Source organism: Pedobacter punctiformis, from assembly GCF_027213715.1.
GTDB classification, from domain to species: Bacteria; Bacteroidota; Bacteroidia; order Sphingobacteriales; family Sphingobacteriaceae; genus Pedobacter; species Pedobacter punctiformis.
In genome coordinates, this window is record NZ_JAPWGM010000003.1 from 588,179 (window position 1) to 605,495 (window position 17,317).

Consider the following 17,317-nt stretch of genomic DNA (forward strand, 5'->3'; position numbering starts at 1 on the left):
AAAGTTAATTAAATTCAGTGTCGTTAAAGTTTTTTCTTTTCTGAATCCATATAAAACCAATTAAACCGGTGGCTAAACCTAATGGCAGGCAATAATCATCGAGATCGCAGGCAATCATATTAAACGTACCCTCATATCCGTAAGTAGTAGTACCCAAACAAACACAAATGCCTGCCAAACATAAACCAAGGCTTGAACATACTGCACAAGTATTGCCAGTTGTACTTACCGCTTGCCAGCTACAATAATTAGTGGATAAAGAAGTATTTGAAGAATTGTTGTATAGCACATATCCACCCGTTAATAAATTAATATTTTTGGAAGTAAATACCTTATTATAGTTTGCTCCGGCATCAGTTATTAAACAGCCCGTAGCTGTCCCCTGGCCGAATAGGGCTTGTGGAAATATAAATACAAGCGAAAGCATCAGCAGCCTAAAATTCTTCATCACAGTACTTATTATAAGGATATTATAAATTTAACGACTAAAGCAGATGATCTTGTCGTTCTTTTTGTTCATTCCTTTAGTGAATAAGAGAAATAATAAAAATAAACATGGAAAGTTATATGGATCTATTCAGAATGTTCTACATGCAAACGAAATTCGCTACAGATGCAATAAAATATCTAATCCTAATAAATGACACTTATTTAATTATGCTAAAAATGATTTTCTAACTAAAAAGCAACCTATACCACCTAATGAGAAAAGTAGAAATAATGTATTGTTATCGATCGGACAATTAGTTACTGGTCCGGTAAAATATCCATAATCGCCAGTTAAATAAATTCCAGTGCCATAAGTGGTTCTGTAATAACATCCACCGGCAGAAACAAGATTCCATTTATAACATGGGTATTGCGTGATGTCATACTGTACTGTCCATTCTGAATATCGACCGGTTGAGGATGGTTGATACCGTGGTTTAGAGGGAATGCCTCCGTTATCAACATAGGTTTGATAAACACGTTTAGGCGAGGTTTGAGACATACAGCCATTTCCAACAATAGGCTGAGCATAAGACGATATAAATAGCAAGCAGATTATGCCTGTTAAAAATAGGGATAAACGATTCATACGATAAGGAGATAGACAACAATTTTTTTCGGCATTTATAAAATACCAAACTAATAACGCTTTAACACTTTATTATTGCTACAAATGTATTCAAAACACGTAAAACAAATATTACAAAACCTAAAAATATTGACAATTATCAATACAAAAAATGCACGCTGACAGCTTCCTTAAAAGCCATCAGTTAAGGTCTACTTTTGAGCTATTACCTGATAAAAAACAGTTTAATTAAGATTTAGTTTTGTCCCAGTTGTATTAAGTTTCTTCTTCTTAAAACAAAAAAACCTAAGCCGCCGGTTCCTAATAAAAGAAATGGGATAGAATCATCTATTGGACAGGGAACCATACTAAAGTTAGCTGCTTCAATCCCAATCTGCGAACCAGTGAGACAGATACCAAAAAACAAACCCGTATTACAAACATTACATGATGGACCACTTGCAGGCGTCCAATTGCAATAACCTGCAGAGAGCGAAGTTGATGCTCCAGGATCATAATAGCCACCACCACCTTTTGATGTATAAACTTTCTTATCTGGCAACAAGCAGCCGCCTACTGCATAGCTGAGCTTGCCATACATAACAAAGCAAATAATCAATATATATTTCAACTTACTCATAAAATCAAATTCAAAATTAAACAAAATAGCCTTTAAAATGTATCTATAAGAAGACAAAAAGCCTAATTATTGACAATAGTCAATACAATTATTTCAAAATACATAAGCCTTTCATTTAATCACCTTACAGAAATCTTAATCTTCTAAGAATCAATATTTTCAGCGTCTAAAATTATAGGGCTCTCAAAACTTTGCTCAGTTGAATAAGGCAAAGCAGGCGCCAAGAATAGCTTCTACTATTACACGGGGTAAATAAGCCCCTTAAATACACATTAAATAGAATTAACGAAATATCTGGGCTTATTTCGGAGTTTTAAAAACTCAATAAAATCTGTGGAATTTTAAAAATAGAGGATTTTTTTACCCAAAAAGCCCCAATCCAAAAAACAGAGTTGTTCATTTTGATCAGATAATTTAGATTTTAGTGTGGTTTTGGAGATACCATTTCTTTTAAACATCTTTAAATCTTATTTTTGTTTAACATCCTATTTATTCAATCCTATACTCCAGGAATATTAATATGCAAAGACCTCATTATTTAAAACATTTTTTATTACCCGTAATTTGTCTATTAATACTTACGTCGTGCGGTGTACGAAAAGAACACAGTCTTTTTAATGCCCCGAGTGATATCGTTACCGATACAATTAAGCAGGTGTATGTTGTAAATGATCAGGGAATTAGCGATGCTTATTACAAAATTAAACCGAACGACCAGTTAGCGGTAAGAAATGTTCAAAATCCAGAATTTGGAGCTACTGCTCCGGGGGCTCCCTCTAATAATGTATCTTATAGTTCGCAACAAACCGGAACAGCTCAAAATATACTGTCCTATCCGGTAGAATCCGATGGAATGGTTAATTTACCAGCCATTGGCAAGGTAGAAGTTGTGGGCTTAACCAGAAGAGAGGCAGCTATAAAAATTCAGGATATTTATAAAAGTAAGTTACTTAAAGACCCTATTATTGAGCTGAGTGTGGTAAATTTGAAAGTAACGTTACTTGGCGAATTTAATAAACAGGGAAATTTTCTTTTAGAGCGGGACAATACAAGCTTAATTGAAATTATTGGTGCAGCAGGCGGGATTACTAAAACAGCTGACCCTAAAACATTAAAAATTATTCGTGGCGACCACAGCCATCCGGAAATTATTTATGTAAACCTGAATGACATTAACAGTTTAGCCAGTCAAAAACTTATTCTTCAAAATAATGACATTATTGTCTTACAGCAAACTAAAGGAGCAGCAACCAGCGACAAACTTCAAAGCTTTAACAATATTTTACAACCACTTCTTGTTGTTGTAAACCTTGCTGTTTTAATTTTTACAATTACGCGTTAAGATGGAAAATACAGAACAGTATACACAAAAGAAACCCGTAAGTCAAAGTATAGATTTCTATAAAATATTTCGTGTTTTTTTTAGCAGATGGTATTGGATCGCGGGTACGGTGATTATTGCTTTATGTGGTGCATGGCTATATCTTTGGTACACCCCGCCAATTTACCAAACCGGGGCATCGCTAAAACTGGAAGAAAGTAGCCCTTCATCTATGGGTTCGGGCAGTCAAACACCAATGCAAAACTATAGCTATACAGATAAAATTCAGGCAGAAAGTTTTACTATCCGAAGTAACGAAGTGATAATGAATGCGGTTAAAACACTCGATTATAAAGTTAGTTATTATTTAAAAGGCCGTATCCGTACACCAACGGAATTATATCCTAAAATTCCTTTTATTATTGAAATTATTAAGCAGGACAGCGTAAATTTTAGCCGCTCTCTTTACGAAATTACAGCCGTTGATGATAAACATTTTGAGCTATCCTCAGAAGAAAACAAACAAAAAACAACCTACGCTTACGACCAGCAAATCAATGCTGGTAACATGATTTTCCGTATAAAAGATAAGGTTCCATCAAATGGTGTTTACCAGTTTAAGTTTAACAGCAAAGAAGATTTTATTGGCCGGGCTATGGGTGGGTTAAATATTGGAGAAGCAGCCCGTTTTACTAATGTAATGAGTTTGAGCCAAACGGATGGTAATGCCGTTTTTGCCGCTGACATTTTAAATGCCATCATGAAAGAGTATGTAAAGTATGATGTAATTCAAAGAAGGAGATCGGCAAGGCAAACTGTTGATTTTATTGATAATCAATTGGGTTTTATCAATACCGAAGCCGGAAAATCTGGAAGTAACTTGGCGAATTACAAAACACAGAACAGAATGGTAGATATGACTTCATCTACCACCATGACTGTAGGCAAATTATCAGATTTCGAAAAACAGAAGACAGAACTTAACATTAAACAGCTTGGCATCAGACAACTGGAAGAGCAGATTAATAATAACCGCAGTAAAGTTGAGATTGGCCTCGATTTGGAAGGCGATATCTCGAACGGCCTGGGTATTCTAGTTGGCCAGTTAAACACGCTTTTGGCTAACAGAGAAATCAAGCTTAATCAGTTTAATGCAGAATCGCAACCGGTTAAACAAATTGATCAGCAAATTGCAAATGTTAAAGCCAATATTAAAAGCAGCATCCAGGGAATGCGTAGCCGGAACGAGCAAACCATCCGGTATATAGACAATCAAATTGCAGGCGTAAACCAAAGCATTAGTACCATACCTGTTAAGGAGCAAAATTTTGTTAAACTTCAAACAAACTTTGAAGTAAATAATAAAGTGCGCTCCTTTCTTTCAGAAAAAAAGCTGGAGGCACAAATGAATGCAGCAGCTATTGTACCAGGAGCATCAATTGTAAACCCTGCCTACCCTTCTTACTTTTCAATTTCGCCAGACAGCAGAAAAATATATAGCACAGCAATATTTTTTGGCCTGGCGGCCGGTTTTGGGCTTATTTTGCTGGTCCGTTTCTTAAACCCATATATTTATGATAAAGAAACCGTTGAAGGATTAACACATACCCCTATTATTGGGGTTATTCGGAAATTTCCGGATTATATTGATCAGGATAGCAGACAGGCACTCTCAATATCAAAACCTAAATCTGTTTTCGCTGAATCTGTTCGTTCTGTACGTACCAACTTAAGTTTTTTAGCCAGTCACAAAAAAAGTAAAACCATTTGCATTACTTCCGAGATTTCTGGCGAAGGTAAATCATTTGTAACGGTTAATCTCGCCAGTACACTTGCATTAATTGAAAAGAAAGTTATTCTTATCGCTGCAGATTTAAGAAAATCAAAGTTGCATAAAGCTTTTGGCAGTGATAATAAAAAGGGATTAAGTACACTCCTTTCAGAACAACATACACTGGAAGAAGTCCTTGTTCATGATGAAATGCACCACATTGATTTTATCCCGTCGGGACCAGTGCCACCAAACCCTTCTGAATTATTGCATACTGATGCCATGAAAAAACTATTGGATAAATTAAGTCCTATTTACGATTACATTTTAGTTGATACTGCTCCTGTAGGCTTGGTTTCTGATGCAATTCCGCTTATCCGTAAATCAGATGTAAATTTATTTGTTATTCGTTCAGGCGTATCTCAGCAAAGAGCTGCAGCAATTCCCGAACGTTTATCCCGTGAATATGGACTAAGTAATTTAGCTATTATTTTAAATGCTTTTGGCGACGATGCCCTTTATTCTAACTATTACACTACAGATTATAGTCGCGGAGGAGGCAACAGCACTTATTATTATTCTGATTACTCAGGTTATTCAGGTTCAGGTTATTATGAAGATGAGAACCGGAAATGGTGGATGTTTTGGAAGAAAAAGTAAGATAAATTAATACTTCAATTAAGAATACAGGCTTAAAAACAAGTGTTAAATACCTAATCTTAAAGGTTCTTAAACTAATTTCTGATTAAATGATTGATAATAGTTATAAGTGGTATCCGGTTTATACCAGATCGAGAATAGAAAAAAAGGCTTACGATGAATTAATCAGAAAAAATATAATTTCTTATCTGCCCTTAACCAAGAAACTAAAACAATGGAGCGATCGGAAAAAAATTATAGAAGAACCTTTAATTAAATCTTACGTGTTTGTTTACATTTCAGCAAAAGAGTATGCTGAAGTATTAATGACTAAAGGCATTGTTAGATTTTTATATTTCTCGGGCAAAATAGCCTCCATACCAGAACAACAAATTCAAGATCTGAAATTATTATTAGCAGTTGACCAGGAATTGGAAGTTTTTGAATATGACATTAGCGCAGGAGAAAAGGTAATGATTAAAGCAGGGCCATTTAAAGGCATAATTGCAGAAATGGTGTCCTTACATAATAAACAACGTATTGTTTTACGTTTACAAAATATGGGTTACTCTATAAACATAAATACGTCATTAGCTTTTATAGAGCCCTTTAAGTAAAGTAATCCTTTTCTTTACCGAGGAACAGGATAAAATAAAACCATTTGAAAGATAAGCAGTTACAAAAAATTACATGTGACTGAGCGGGCGAAGCTGTGCCCCAGCAATTCAGATTAAACCACTAAATAATGTGCCGCATAGCCGGGATTATTGATCAACACCAACATCAGGAACAACTTAAACTGGATATACAATCCATGTGTAATGTTATGGCTCATGGGGGTCCCGATGACGAGGGGTTTTATCAATCTCCGGATAATGACTTGCTATTTGGACACCGGAGATTAGCATTAATTGATCTTTCGGAAGGCGGACATCAGCCCATGGTTTATGAGAATAAATATGTAATTTCTTTCAATGGCGAAATTTATAATTACCTGATTTTAAAAGAAGAACTGCAAAACGAAGGATTTCAATTTAAATCAAAAAGTGATACTGAGGTAATTTTAGCTGGCTTTGCCCATTGGGGACTATTATTGTTTGAGAAATTAAAAGGCATGTTTGCCTTTGCCTTGTACGATATAACTAAAAAGACAACTTACCTGGTCAGAGATCAATCCGGTATAAAGCCTTTATATTATTCAACTGATCATAACCGCCTGGTTTTCGCCTCTGAAGTTAAAGCTTTCAAAAACATTGCTTATCAATATGAGGAAAATCCCGATTGGAAAATTTACTTCTTAGCATTTGGACATATTCCTGAGCCTTATACAACATTAAATGGCGTGTTTTCTCTACCAAAGGCACATTTTTTAATTTGGAACCACGAATCAAAAAAGGCGGAGATTACATCTTACCTAATTGAAAAAACATCACCAAGGGTTGCCAACAAATACGAAGCAGATACTTTAGTAAAAAATATTCTGGAAAAATCTGTAAGCCAACATTTAATATCAGATGCACCCATTGGAGTATTTTTAAGCGGCGGGATTGATAGTAGTCTCCTAACGTTGATCGCAAATCAATTGCAGCAAACAGCCAATCAAAATTTGCATACCATTTCGATTAACTTTGACCATAAGCAGTTTTCTGAAGAGCAATATCAGCAAATTGTATTGGATCAGATTAAAAGTCATCATGCCTCATATACTTTAAATGAAGCCATTTTTAGTGAGTATTTCCCTAAAGCACTTGTTGCGATGGATCAACCCACTAACGATGGCATAAACTCGTGGTTTGTTAACTTTTTTGCTAAAGAAAATGGATTAAAAGCAGTGCTTTCAGGTATTGGAGCCGATGAGTTATTTGGCGGCTATCCTTCTTTTAAGAGAATGAGGTTGGTTAAAATTTTATCCCTTCTGCCAAACTATATCTTAAGACAAAGTAAAAAAATAAATAAGCAGGGGCTAAAAAGAGCTTATTATTTAAGTTATAGAAATACAATTGGAAAGTACCTTTTTTTAAGAGGCTTTTTTACTCCAGATGAAATCAGTGCTTTGCTAAACATTTCCGTTTCTAAAGTCGACCACATACTAAAAAACCTCTCTTCTCCAGCTATTCCGCAAGGTTTAGAAAAAGAAGAACAAGCCAGTTGGTTAGAAACAAACTTATACATGCAAAATCAATTGCTTAAAGATACCGATGCCATGAGTATGCAACATGGCGTTGAAGTAAGAGTGCCTTACCTTGATTCAGATTTAATACAGGCCATAAAGTCGATCAAAAATGAGCTTAAATATAAAGGCAGTCAGCCTAAAAGCTTATTAATTGATGCCTTCAATAACCTTTTACCCCGTAAAATATGGGATCGGCCAAAAATGGGTTTTACGTTTCCGTTTCAATATTGGTTAAAAACCAATCCACATTTTTTAAATAGTTTAGCAGGAATTGAAAATAAAAAAGCGAACAATTTAATTGCTGATTTTAAAAACGGTAATTTACACTGGTCAAAGGCAATGGCACTCTATCAGGTTTTCAACACCTAAATGAGAATAAAAGGAGCTAAAATACTTTTCCTTACTTTAAATACTTTTAGTTTAACAGGCGGTATTGAAAAGGTAAACAGGACTTTTTCAAAGGTTTTGGATGATTTGCAAAAAACTGGAGAAGTAGAAGCCTGTACCTCCATGTCGATGTATGATGACCAACCAGATGTAAGGTATATTAGTGCGAATAATTTTAAAGGTTTTAATGGTAAACGTTCCCGTTTTGGAATTTCTGCATTACTAAAAGGAATTACAACTGACATGATTATTTTAAGTCACATCAATTTATTGATTTTCGGAAAAATGATCAAAACCATTCATCCAAAAAAGAGAATTATTCTTTTTGCACACGGTATTGAGGTATGGTCAGGTTTACCCGGGTGGAAAATCAAATTTCTAAAACAGCATTGCGAAATTTGGGCAGTTAGCAACTTTACTTCACAAAAGCTTTTAGATTATCAGATTCCTGAAAGAAATATTAAGATCTTAAACAATTGCCTTGACCCCTACTTTACCCCTTCGTTAAGCCTGGAAAAGCCAAAAAATCTTTTAGCTAAATATAATTTACAATCAAGCCAACCGGTTCTGTTTACTTTAAGCAGAATCTCGAGCAAAGAACAATATAAAGGTTACGACCAGGTAATCAATGCATTAAGCCAGGTTTTACAAAAATATCCGGATTTAATATACATACTTGCTGGCAAAGCAGATGATGATGAAAAAAACAGAATTGAATCCCTAATTAAACAGCATCGCTTGGAGCATAACGTGATGTTGACAGGTTACCTGGCTGATGAGGAAATTCCAGAACATTTTAATTTGGCCGACATTTTTGTAATGCCAAGCAAAGGCGAAGGTTTTGGAATAAGTTTTATTGAAGCCGCAACATCTGGTTGTGCCATCATTGGGGGCAATAAAGATGGTAGTACAGATGCACTTTTAAATGGTGAACTTGGAACGCTCGTTGATCCTGATCATTTGCCAGAGCTTGAAAATGCAATTTTTGATTTATTAGAAAAACCTAAGCCGGCTAATTATTCAGAATTGCAACAACTAAAATGCCTGAACAACTTTGGCTATGAAAAGTATAAAGAGAATGTGTCAAATTTATTATTTAATCGCCACCTAAATGCAAGTTAACGAGCATGAATGGTCTATAGAGGCCAAGTCTTCATTATTTGATTTGAAATTAAATGAAGTTTGGGCTTATCGTGATTTGTTGTGGTTATTAGTAAGAAGGGATTTTGTTTCTTTTTACAAGCAGACTATTTTAGGCCCGTTATGGTTTTTTATCCAACCCCTTTTCACAACGATCATCTTCACCTTTATATTTGGCAACCTGGCGGGTATATCAACCGATGGCTTACCAAAACCATTATTTTATATGGCAGGCATTACTGCTTGGAATTATTTCGCCGATTGCTTAACTAAAACCTCAACCGTTTTTAAAGATAATGCCAACATTTTTGGAAAGGTTTATTTCCCGAGGTTGATTATGCCTTTAAGTATTGTGGTCAGCAACTTGGTGCGTTTTGCGGTACAAATGATATTGTTCTTAATGCTAATGGGCTATTATTATTTTATTGGGGCCAATTTCAATATTACCTGGGCAATAGCTTTATTTCCAGTAGTCATTATTTTAATGGCCTTATTAGGTTTGGGTTTAGGAATGATTATTTCTGCAATGACCACTAAATACCGTGATTTAGCATTTTTAGTAACTTTTGGTGTACAATTATTAATGTATGCAACTACTGTTATTTACCCGCTCTCTACCGCAATAGAAAAATACCCCGCTTATGCCTGGATTATTAAATATAACCCCATGACGCCTATTATTGAAACGTTTAGGTATGGTTTTTTGGGGGAAGCGAGCTTTAGCTGGAATAGTTTAGGTTATGCAACTGGTGTTACATTCATATTGCTTATTCTAGGAGTTGTGATATTTAATAAAGTTGAACGGAATTTTGTTGATACGGTATAATCAACATTTAATAAAAAAATAATTCCATTAAGTAGTACTTAATTGACAGTCAAAAAGGAAATCAATAAAATTTATTTACAGCTAAATGCTCCATTTAGCATACCCGATTTCTTAGATGTGCCTTACTTTCCATCATTAGATGGCTGGCGGGCTGTAGCCATTATTATGGTAATTCTAGGTCACGCTAAACTCACAGTATTACCAACATCCCTTTATTATAAATTTGCTGAAATATTTATTTATGCGGATTTAGGTGTAAGAATTTTCTTTGTTCTAAGTGGCTTTCTAATTACTAGCTTATTAATTAAGGAGTTTATTACAAATGGTCAGATAAACATTAAACGCTTTTTCATAAAACGAGTTTTAAGAATTTTTCCTGTATTATATCTCTATCTCGTTGTTGTATTTATACTTAACCAAATCTTTGATTTAGGTTTAATTTCAGATCACTTCCTGGGGCCTATTCTTTATATTAATAACTTCAGCTTTTTTAGCGGGACCTGGCTTACCGGACACACATGGTCTTTAGCAGTAGAAGAACAATTTTACATAATATGGCCATTTCTGTTTTCCATTTTAACTAAAAAACTTTGGCTATTTTGTTTAATCATGATATTATCAATTCCATTTTTTAAGGTATTTTGGTATTATTATCCTACTTATCAAGAATTAACCCTAGCTCCATTTACATCCAATGCAGATGCTATTTTTTCAGGATCATTATTGGCAATACTTTCCTACAAGAAATTCTTCAATATCAATCAAAAAATATGGAAGATAAAAGGACTGGATTTATTATTTATATCCGTAATTTTCATATCTACCTATTGTGTGCACAGAGGTTACTTTGGTTTATTATTTTACCCAAGCGGCAGTACCTTATGCAATGTTATGATTTGCCTCTTACTTTTAAGAACAATTATTAATAATAAGATATTACTGTATAAGTTTCTTAATAAAAAAGTAATGATTCAATTAGGCCTAATTTCATACAGCCTCTATATTTGGCAACAGCTTTTTTTGATGCCCCGTAATGGATATAGTAATAAATTAAGCGTTTTAAATTTTCCTCTAAATGTGATAATTGCAATTGTCGTGTCTTATATCTCTTTCAATTACTATGAAAAATATTTCCTTAAACTAAAAAAATGTATAATTATTTAAAAAATAAGATCGTAATAAAAATCAGGGGAATAATTAGTGAAAAAAGAGAGCGTTTTTTTCTTAAAACTCATAATTTTAAACGCTTTGAAGATGCGAAGCATTTTGTAATTGAAAGTGATTATTCTAAAATTACGTTAAGAAAACAAGGAAGTGATTGGCAGGTTTTTAAGCAAATTTTTCAATATAAAGAATACAGTCCTCTTCTAACAGCTATTAAATTAAATAACATTGAACTTTCATTCATTTTGGATCTGGGAGCAAATATTGGCCTAACAACTATATATATTAAAAAACATTATCCTGATGCCCAAATTGTTTGTGTAGAACCAGATGCTAATAATTTTAAACAATTAACACTAAATACCGCCCATTTCCAAAATGTACATTTAATTCAGGCGGCGGTATGGAATAAATCAACTTTATTAACTGAGGACGAACCTTTTAGAGGTGGAGACGATTGGTCTAAAAGCTTTAAGGAAGATAACGAAAATTCAGAAGTCGGTAAGATAAAAGGAATTACAATTGAAGAGATTCTAAAAATTCATTCAAAATCTCAAATTGACTTATTAAAGATTGATATTGAGGGTGCTGAACGATTTATTTTCGATGAATCAGCTAGCAATTTATCTTTTCTAGATATCACAAAAGTAATTGCAATAGAAATACATGACGAATTTAACATTAGAGAAAAAATTAATAACATTTTGATAAGTTATAATTTTGTTCTTTTTGAGGTAGGTGAATTGACAATTGGAATAAAGAAGTGAGCAAGATCATAATTAAAGCCGAAAATCTCGGAAAAGCTTATCAAATAGGACAAATCGGGACAGGTACAATCAGTAGAGATTTGGAACGTTGGTACGCAAAAATTCGTAAGAAAGAAGACCCATTCCTAAAAATTGGAGAAACTAATGCCCAAAATATCAAAAGTGAAAGTGATGTGGTTTGGAGTTTAAAAGATATTAATTTCGAAATTGAACAAGGTGACGCGGTTGGTATCATTGGCAGAAATGGCGCTGGTAAAAGCACTTTACTTAAAATATTAAGTAAGGTTACAGCTCCTACAACCGGAAAAATTACTGGAAAAGGGCGCATAGCAAGTTTATTAGAAGTGGGGACAGGTTTTCATCCCGAACTTTCAGGTAGGGAAAATATATTTTTAAACGGAGCTATTCTAGGCATGCGCAAAAAAGAGATTCAGCGTAAACTGGATGAAATTGTTGATTTTGCAGGAATTGAACGTTATTTAGATACGCCCGTTAAACGCTACTCTTCAGGTATGTACGTTCGCCTGGCTTTTGCCGTCGCTGCACATTTAGAAAGTGAAATTTTAATTGTTGATGAAGTTTTAGCCGTGGGTGATGCAGAATTCCAGAAAAAATGTTTGGGGAAGATGAATGAGGTCAGTAAAAGCGAGGGAAGAACAGTACTTTTTGTGAGCCATAATATGGGGAGTGTTAGACATCTTTGCGATAATGGTATTTTGTTAAAAAATGGAAAAATTTCCTCGGTTGGAAATATAAAGGAAGTAACGGACTCATATTTAACACAAAACATAGTTGACGTATCTAACTCCTACTCTCACAAAGAAGGAAGCAGATTGGTGGAAATCGATAATGTTAAATTGGAGAAAATAGATAAAAGTTTTAAAATACACGAAGAAATTAAATTAAGTATTTCTTTTAATAACAAACACATAGATAAAGTTACTTGTTGCTTCTTTATTCTAATATATAATTCAGAAGGAGAATGTATCGCTGGATCTTTTCAAACAGATACAGATCAAAAAATTACTTTAGAAAAAGATAAAGGCTCACTAACATTTAGTATGCCTAATTACCTCTACCCTGGCAAATATTTTATTTCAGTGGGTATTTTTGATGACGGAGGTCATTTCCTAGATTGGGTAGAGTATGCCGAAATATTTGAATCAAGTGGTTTATATATGAACAATAGCTTATTTAAAGAGCGTTTAGGAATCACAATCCCAACAAGTTCATGGAAATACAATGGCTGAGAGCTTATCAATACATTTTATAGGAGATAGCCATTCTTCTTTTTTTTCTGGAGTTAACATCATTCAGCCAGAGTATCCATTTTCTTCAAATGATACTATCTCATATTTCAGAACTTACAGATTAGGCCCTGTTTTAGCCTATAGTCTTTCAAGTAACAACACTACGTGTAGAGGTCGAGAAAAACTTTTTCAGGTAATTGACACTTTACCAAAAAAATCAAATATTGTATTGTGTTTTGGAGAAATTGATTGTAGGTATCACCTATTATTTCAGTCAGCCAAAAAAAAGATTCCATTAGAAGACGTTATAAATGATTGTTTAAACAACTACTTTAAAACTGTCTTAGAAATAAGAAAATTAAGTTATAATGTTGGGATATGGGGTGCTATACCAACATCCTATTTTAATAACAATCCTCTCTTTCCTTCTTATGGGACGCATTTAGACAGGAATCGCTGTACAAAAATTTTTAACACAAAATTAGAGTCATTATGTGAGCAGCATGGAATAATTTTCTTTTCAATTTTTAAATCAATGGTGAAAAAAAATCTTTATACTTTACCTTATGTCTTTTTTGATGGGATTCATTTAAGCCAGGTTGTAATGCCTATAGCTTTAAATGAAATTAGGAAACAATTTCCAACTATCCAATTATCTAACAATTGGTTTATGAAATACATTTTTGCTGTCAAAAAAAAACAAATCCGAATGGCGTATCAATCCATTAAACAAAAAATCAAAAGTGCTGGAAAAAAAATAGGTCTGAATATAATATATTATAAAATCACCAATGTTTTATTCCCGTCAGTTCAAATTCCTGAATATTCAGAAAAGCGAGCCATTATTTTAAGTTACCAGCGAATCTTTAAAACTAAAATATTTATCGAAACAGGCACTTTCATGGGCGATACCGTAGAAGTTTTAATAAATGACTTTGATAATCTCTATTCTATTGAACTTAGTGAAGAATTAGCATCAAAAGCTATAAAGAGATTTGAAAGTATTCAAAAAATTAAGATTATCCAGGGAGATAGTGGTATTCAAATTGGAAAACTAATTAAAGACATTAATCAACCAGTGTTATTTTGGCTCGACGGCCACTATTCTGGAGAATTTATGTATAATGATGAATTCATTAAAACAGCCAAGGGCACATTAAATACTCCTATAGAAAAAGAATTACAATTAATTTTAGCATCAGAACAAGCCCATATAATTTTAATTGATGATGCAAGATTGTTTACAGGTGAGATGGACTATCCTACTATAAAGCAAATTAAAGATATTGTGAGAAAAAATAGCAGGTTTAATCATAAATTATCTGTTAGCAGAGATATAATTAGAATAACACCTAAAATAAATTGAATAAAAAAGTAATTAAGCTTACTACTCCCTGGGGTCAATCGTTTTTCAATGATCGGATTTCAACGTTAGAACAGAATAGTGGCTATATTTTCGAAATTGATAATGATTGTGATTATTGTGATTATTGGGTTGTTTGGGGTGGACTTGGAGAAAACAATAAAAAAATTAGAGTTAAGACATCAAAAACCATCTTTCTAACAGACGAAGTACATGAGTTTAAAACTTATAATAAAAAGTTTATCGACCAGTTTGATGCTGTAATCACACCAAGGAAAGATATAAAACATTCTAAAGTTATATCTAGTCATGAATTAAATACATGGCATATCCTTAAAACATATAATGAACTTATCGAGCTTAATGAGTTGCCGAAATCCAAAAATATTTCAGTAGTATCTAGTGATCTTACTGATTTACCCGGCCATAAGTTAAGGTATGCTTTAGTAAACAAGCTGATTGGACATTTCAAAGACCGGCTGGATGTTTACGGTCGGGGCTTTAATCCAATTGAAAATAAATGGGATGCTTTAGCTCCTTACAGGTACTCAATTGCAATTGAAAACAATTCTTTTCCTGGATATTTTACTGAAAAATTATCAGAATGCTATTTAAGCTTAGCTATGCCTGTTTATTATGGATGTCCAGACATAGAGAATTTCTTTGATACCAATAGTATGCTTATTATTGATATTTATGATTATCAGCACACAATTAAACAAATTGAGCAATTACTCGAGGAAGACCCTTATCAACAAAAACTACCGTTATTAGTTAAACAAAAGAATAAATATCTAGAAAACTATAATATTTTCAATGCCCTGCCCAAAATTTTAACGAAAGAATTTGAAGAAGCCGGCAAACATGAAGCTAACCGATACGTGAGATTACGTCCTCAAAACAATTTCTTGAAATATCAAATAATAAGAAAAGTTAAGAATAGAATCTTTAATAATTTCAAAAAGTAATATGAGGGGTATATCGGTTATTATATGCTGTTATAACAGTGTAACAAGGTTGCCTGAAACCATGCACCATATAGCTAAGCAAAAAGTTCCGGATGATGTGCCGTGGGAAATACTATTGATTGATAATGCTTCTACAGACAATACAAGTAATATTGCGTTAGAAGAGTGGAATAAATATCAACTTAACAGTATTGATTTCAAAGTTATTAAGGAGAACAAACCAGGGTTAAATCACGCTAGATATACTGGGGCAAATGCTGCAAAGTATGATACCCTGGTATTTTGCGATGATGACAATTGGTTGGAAGAGGATTATTTAGCTAATGCATTTTATATTTTAGAATCTTCTCCAAAACTAGGCATTGCAGGTGCTGGTAATGCCCGGGCAAAATATGCAACCATACCAACTCCAAAGTGGTTTGTAGACTTTCAGCATTTTTGTTGTGTTTATGAAATGGGAAAAGAAAATAAAGTAGATTTAAAGTGTGACGGTAGTGTATTGGCTGCTGGAGCAGGAATGTGCATTAGAAAATCACTGCTACTCTCGTATTTCAAAAATCAGGACAAAGGGAAATTCGTTTTGGACCGAGTAAAAGAGCAGTTATCATCTGGCGGGGATACAGATATTAATTACTTTTCTCTAAAAAATGGATTTGGCATTGGATTATTTGCTAATATGAATTACATCCATTATATCCCATCGGATAGAATCAATAAAACATATTTAAAGAAATTAGCTTATTCGTTAACCTTTAGTTCGATAATTGTGGCTAATAAAAATCAAATTTTTATTCAAAAATGGAATAATCTGGGATTATTGAAGAATTTTATCCGATTATTTTTTCAAGGACAATTTTTCAGTATGCAAATTTCCTGGCAGCAATACCTTGCCCAAAAAAAAGCATTCATTTATCTTAATCAATAAAGAAATAATTTTATATGTTAGGTCAGGCTACAATATATACAATAACAAAAGGTAATTACAAGTTTGGAGTAATTGCATTAGTTAACTCATTAATACGTTTGGGGGTAAAAAATAAAGTCATAATTGGTACAGATATAATTATAGATGAACTAGTTGGACTTAACAATGTTGATCAGTTTATAATTAATTCTACGTGGAACCCGACGAATTTAAAAGGCAAGCTAATTTTAGACCATCCTTCTGATTTATTTATATATTTTGATGCAGACATAATAGTAACGGATAGAAAATTTATCGGAAAAATTGAAGAAATTATTACTGATGGAAAATTCTGCACTGCTGTTGATGGGATTGTTCCGCAAAATGATTACCGTAGACATCTTTGGCGAATAAATTCTTCGGATTTAGAATATAACCAGAGTGACATTGAGCATCCCTGGTATTATAATGCAGGTTTTTTTGCTGGAAACTTTAACCAGCACCAAAAATTATTGTTTGAATGGTATAAGCTTATTGAAAAAAATATTGATCCTGAAAAGTTCATTTTTGACAATGAAGATTTTCCTATGGCTGATCAGGACATGTATAATGCTTTGCTCCAAAATATTCCATTAAATCAATTTGTTTCTTTTTCAATGCCAGATTGGGTAGGCATTTCTACTCAATTAAATCCATTCTTCCAAATTGGAAATTTTAGACCTCACGCTTTTATTCATTGTACTGGTGAGCATAAACCGTGGAAAATCAAGGGCGTGCCTAAAAATTCCCCTAATGAGTATGACGTACATTGGTATCGAAATATATTTAATATTGAAAATCCTGTTCGGCCGAACTTTAAACTAACCCGCTTTCAACATATGTGGTTTAATTATAGTTTACTAACCAGAATTATCAGCAAATTAAAACGACGCTTTAATTTTATTTAG

16 protein-coding genes are annotated in these 17,317 nt (G+C 33.4%); 13 read left to right on the plus strand and 3 right to left on the minus strand.

The window, feature by feature from the left end; translation table 11 throughout:
* Positions 1-4: 4 nt before the first annotated feature.
* The 3 genes from O0955_RS11790 to O0955_RS11800 all read right to left on the minus strand — a co-directional run bounded on the left by O0955_RS11790 (position 5) and on the right by O0955_RS11800 (position 1,697).
* Positions 5-448 carry a hypothetical protein gene (locus O0955_RS11790; RefSeq protein WP_269427737.1) on the minus strand — a complete coding sequence of 148 codons (444 nt, stop codon included), beginning with the start codon at positions 446-448 and terminating at the stop codon, positions 5-7.
* A gap of 207 nt (positions 449-655) precedes the next feature.
* Positions 656-1,078, minus strand: coding sequence for a hypothetical protein (locus O0955_RS11795; protein ID WP_269427738.1), 423 nt, complete (start codon positions 1,076-1,078; stop codon positions 656-658).
* Positions 1,079-1,313: 235 nt separating this feature from the next.
* Complete coding sequence (locus O0955_RS11800; RefSeq protein ID WP_269427739.1) at positions 1,314-1,697, minus strand: hypothetical protein; 384 nt, start codon at positions 1,695-1,697, stop codon at positions 1,314-1,316.
* A 520-nt stretch (positions 1,698-2,217) separates the two neighbouring features.
* Between O0955_RS11800 and O0955_RS11805 the strand changes: the two genes are divergently transcribed.
* The 13 genes from O0955_RS11805 (at position 2,218) to O0955_RS11865 (ending at position 17,317) form a co-directional block, all read left to right on the plus strand.
* Entirely contained in the window at positions 2,218-3,039 is an 822-nt protein-coding gene (locus O0955_RS11805; protein WP_269427740.1) for a polysaccharide biosynthesis/export family protein, read from the plus strand.
* 1 nt (position 3,040) lies between these two features.
* Positions 3,041-5,449: a GumC family protein gene (locus O0955_RS11810; protein WP_269427741.1), complete on the plus strand. Its 2,409-nt coding sequence runs from the start codon at positions 3,041-3,043 to the stop codon at positions 5,447-5,449.
* An 89-nt stretch (positions 5,450-5,538) separates the two neighbouring features.
* On the plus strand, positions 5,539-6,045 hold the full coding sequence (locus O0955_RS11815) for a UpxY family transcription antiterminator (RefSeq protein ID WP_269427742.1): 507 nt from the start codon (positions 5,539-5,541) through the stop codon (positions 6,043-6,045).
* Between the two features lie 128 nt (positions 6,046-6,173).
* Positions 6,174-7,970 carry an asparagine synthase (glutamine-hydrolyzing) gene (gene asnB, locus O0955_RS11820; protein WP_269427743.1) on the plus strand — a complete coding sequence of 599 codons (1,797 nt, stop codon included), beginning with the start codon at positions 6,174-6,176 and terminating at the stop codon, positions 7,968-7,970.
* Positions 7,971-9,110 (plus strand): glycosyltransferase family 4 protein, encoded by a 1,140-nt coding sequence (locus O0955_RS11825; RefSeq protein WP_269427744.1) that lies wholly within the window; start codon positions 7,971-7,973, stop codon positions 9,108-9,110. It begins immediately after the preceding gene.
* A complete protein-coding gene (locus tag O0955_RS11830; protein ID WP_269427745.1) occupies positions 9,100-9,954 on the plus strand; it encodes an ABC transporter permease in 855 nt (284 codons plus the stop codon). Before O0955_RS11825 ends, O0955_RS11830 begins: the two co-directional genes overlap by 11 nt.
* A gap of 42 nt (positions 9,955-9,996) precedes the next feature.
* The gene (locus tag O0955_RS11835) at positions 9,997-11,118 is read left to right on the plus strand and encodes an acyltransferase family protein (RefSeq protein WP_269427746.1); all 1,122 of its coding nucleotides are present in this window, start codon (positions 9,997-9,999) and stop codon (positions 11,116-11,118) included.
* Complete coding sequence (locus O0955_RS11840; protein WP_269427747.1) at positions 11,103-11,885, plus strand: FkbM family methyltransferase; 783 nt, start codon at positions 11,103-11,105, stop codon at positions 11,883-11,885. The genes O0955_RS11835 and O0955_RS11840 overlap by 16 nt, the downstream gene beginning before the upstream one ends.
* Positions 11,882-13,135, plus strand: a complete 1,254-nt coding sequence (locus O0955_RS11845) for an ABC transporter ATP-binding protein (protein WP_269427748.1) — start codon at positions 11,882-11,884, stop codon at positions 13,133-13,135. The genes O0955_RS11840 and O0955_RS11845 overlap by 4 nt, the downstream gene beginning before the upstream one ends.
* Entirely contained in the window at positions 13,128-14,501 is a 1,374-nt protein-coding gene (locus O0955_RS11850) for an SGNH/GDSL hydrolase family protein (RefSeq protein WP_269427749.1), read from the plus strand. Before O0955_RS11845 ends, O0955_RS11850 begins: the two co-directional genes overlap by 8 nt.
* A complete protein-coding gene (locus O0955_RS11855; protein ID WP_269427750.1) occupies positions 14,498-15,466 on the plus strand; it encodes a glycosyltransferase family 10 domain-containing protein in 969 nt (322 codons plus the stop codon). The genes O0955_RS11850 and O0955_RS11855 overlap by 4 nt, the downstream gene beginning before the upstream one ends.
* 1 nt (position 15,467) lies before the next feature.
* Entirely contained in the window at positions 15,468-16,391 is a 924-nt protein-coding gene (locus tag O0955_RS11860; RefSeq protein ID WP_269427751.1) for a glycosyltransferase, read from the plus strand.
* Positions 16,392-16,405: 14 nt separating this feature from the next.
* Positions 16,406-17,317 (plus strand): glycosyltransferase, encoded by a 912-nt coding sequence (locus tag O0955_RS11865; RefSeq protein ID WP_269427752.1) that lies wholly within the window; start codon positions 16,406-16,408, stop codon positions 17,315-17,317.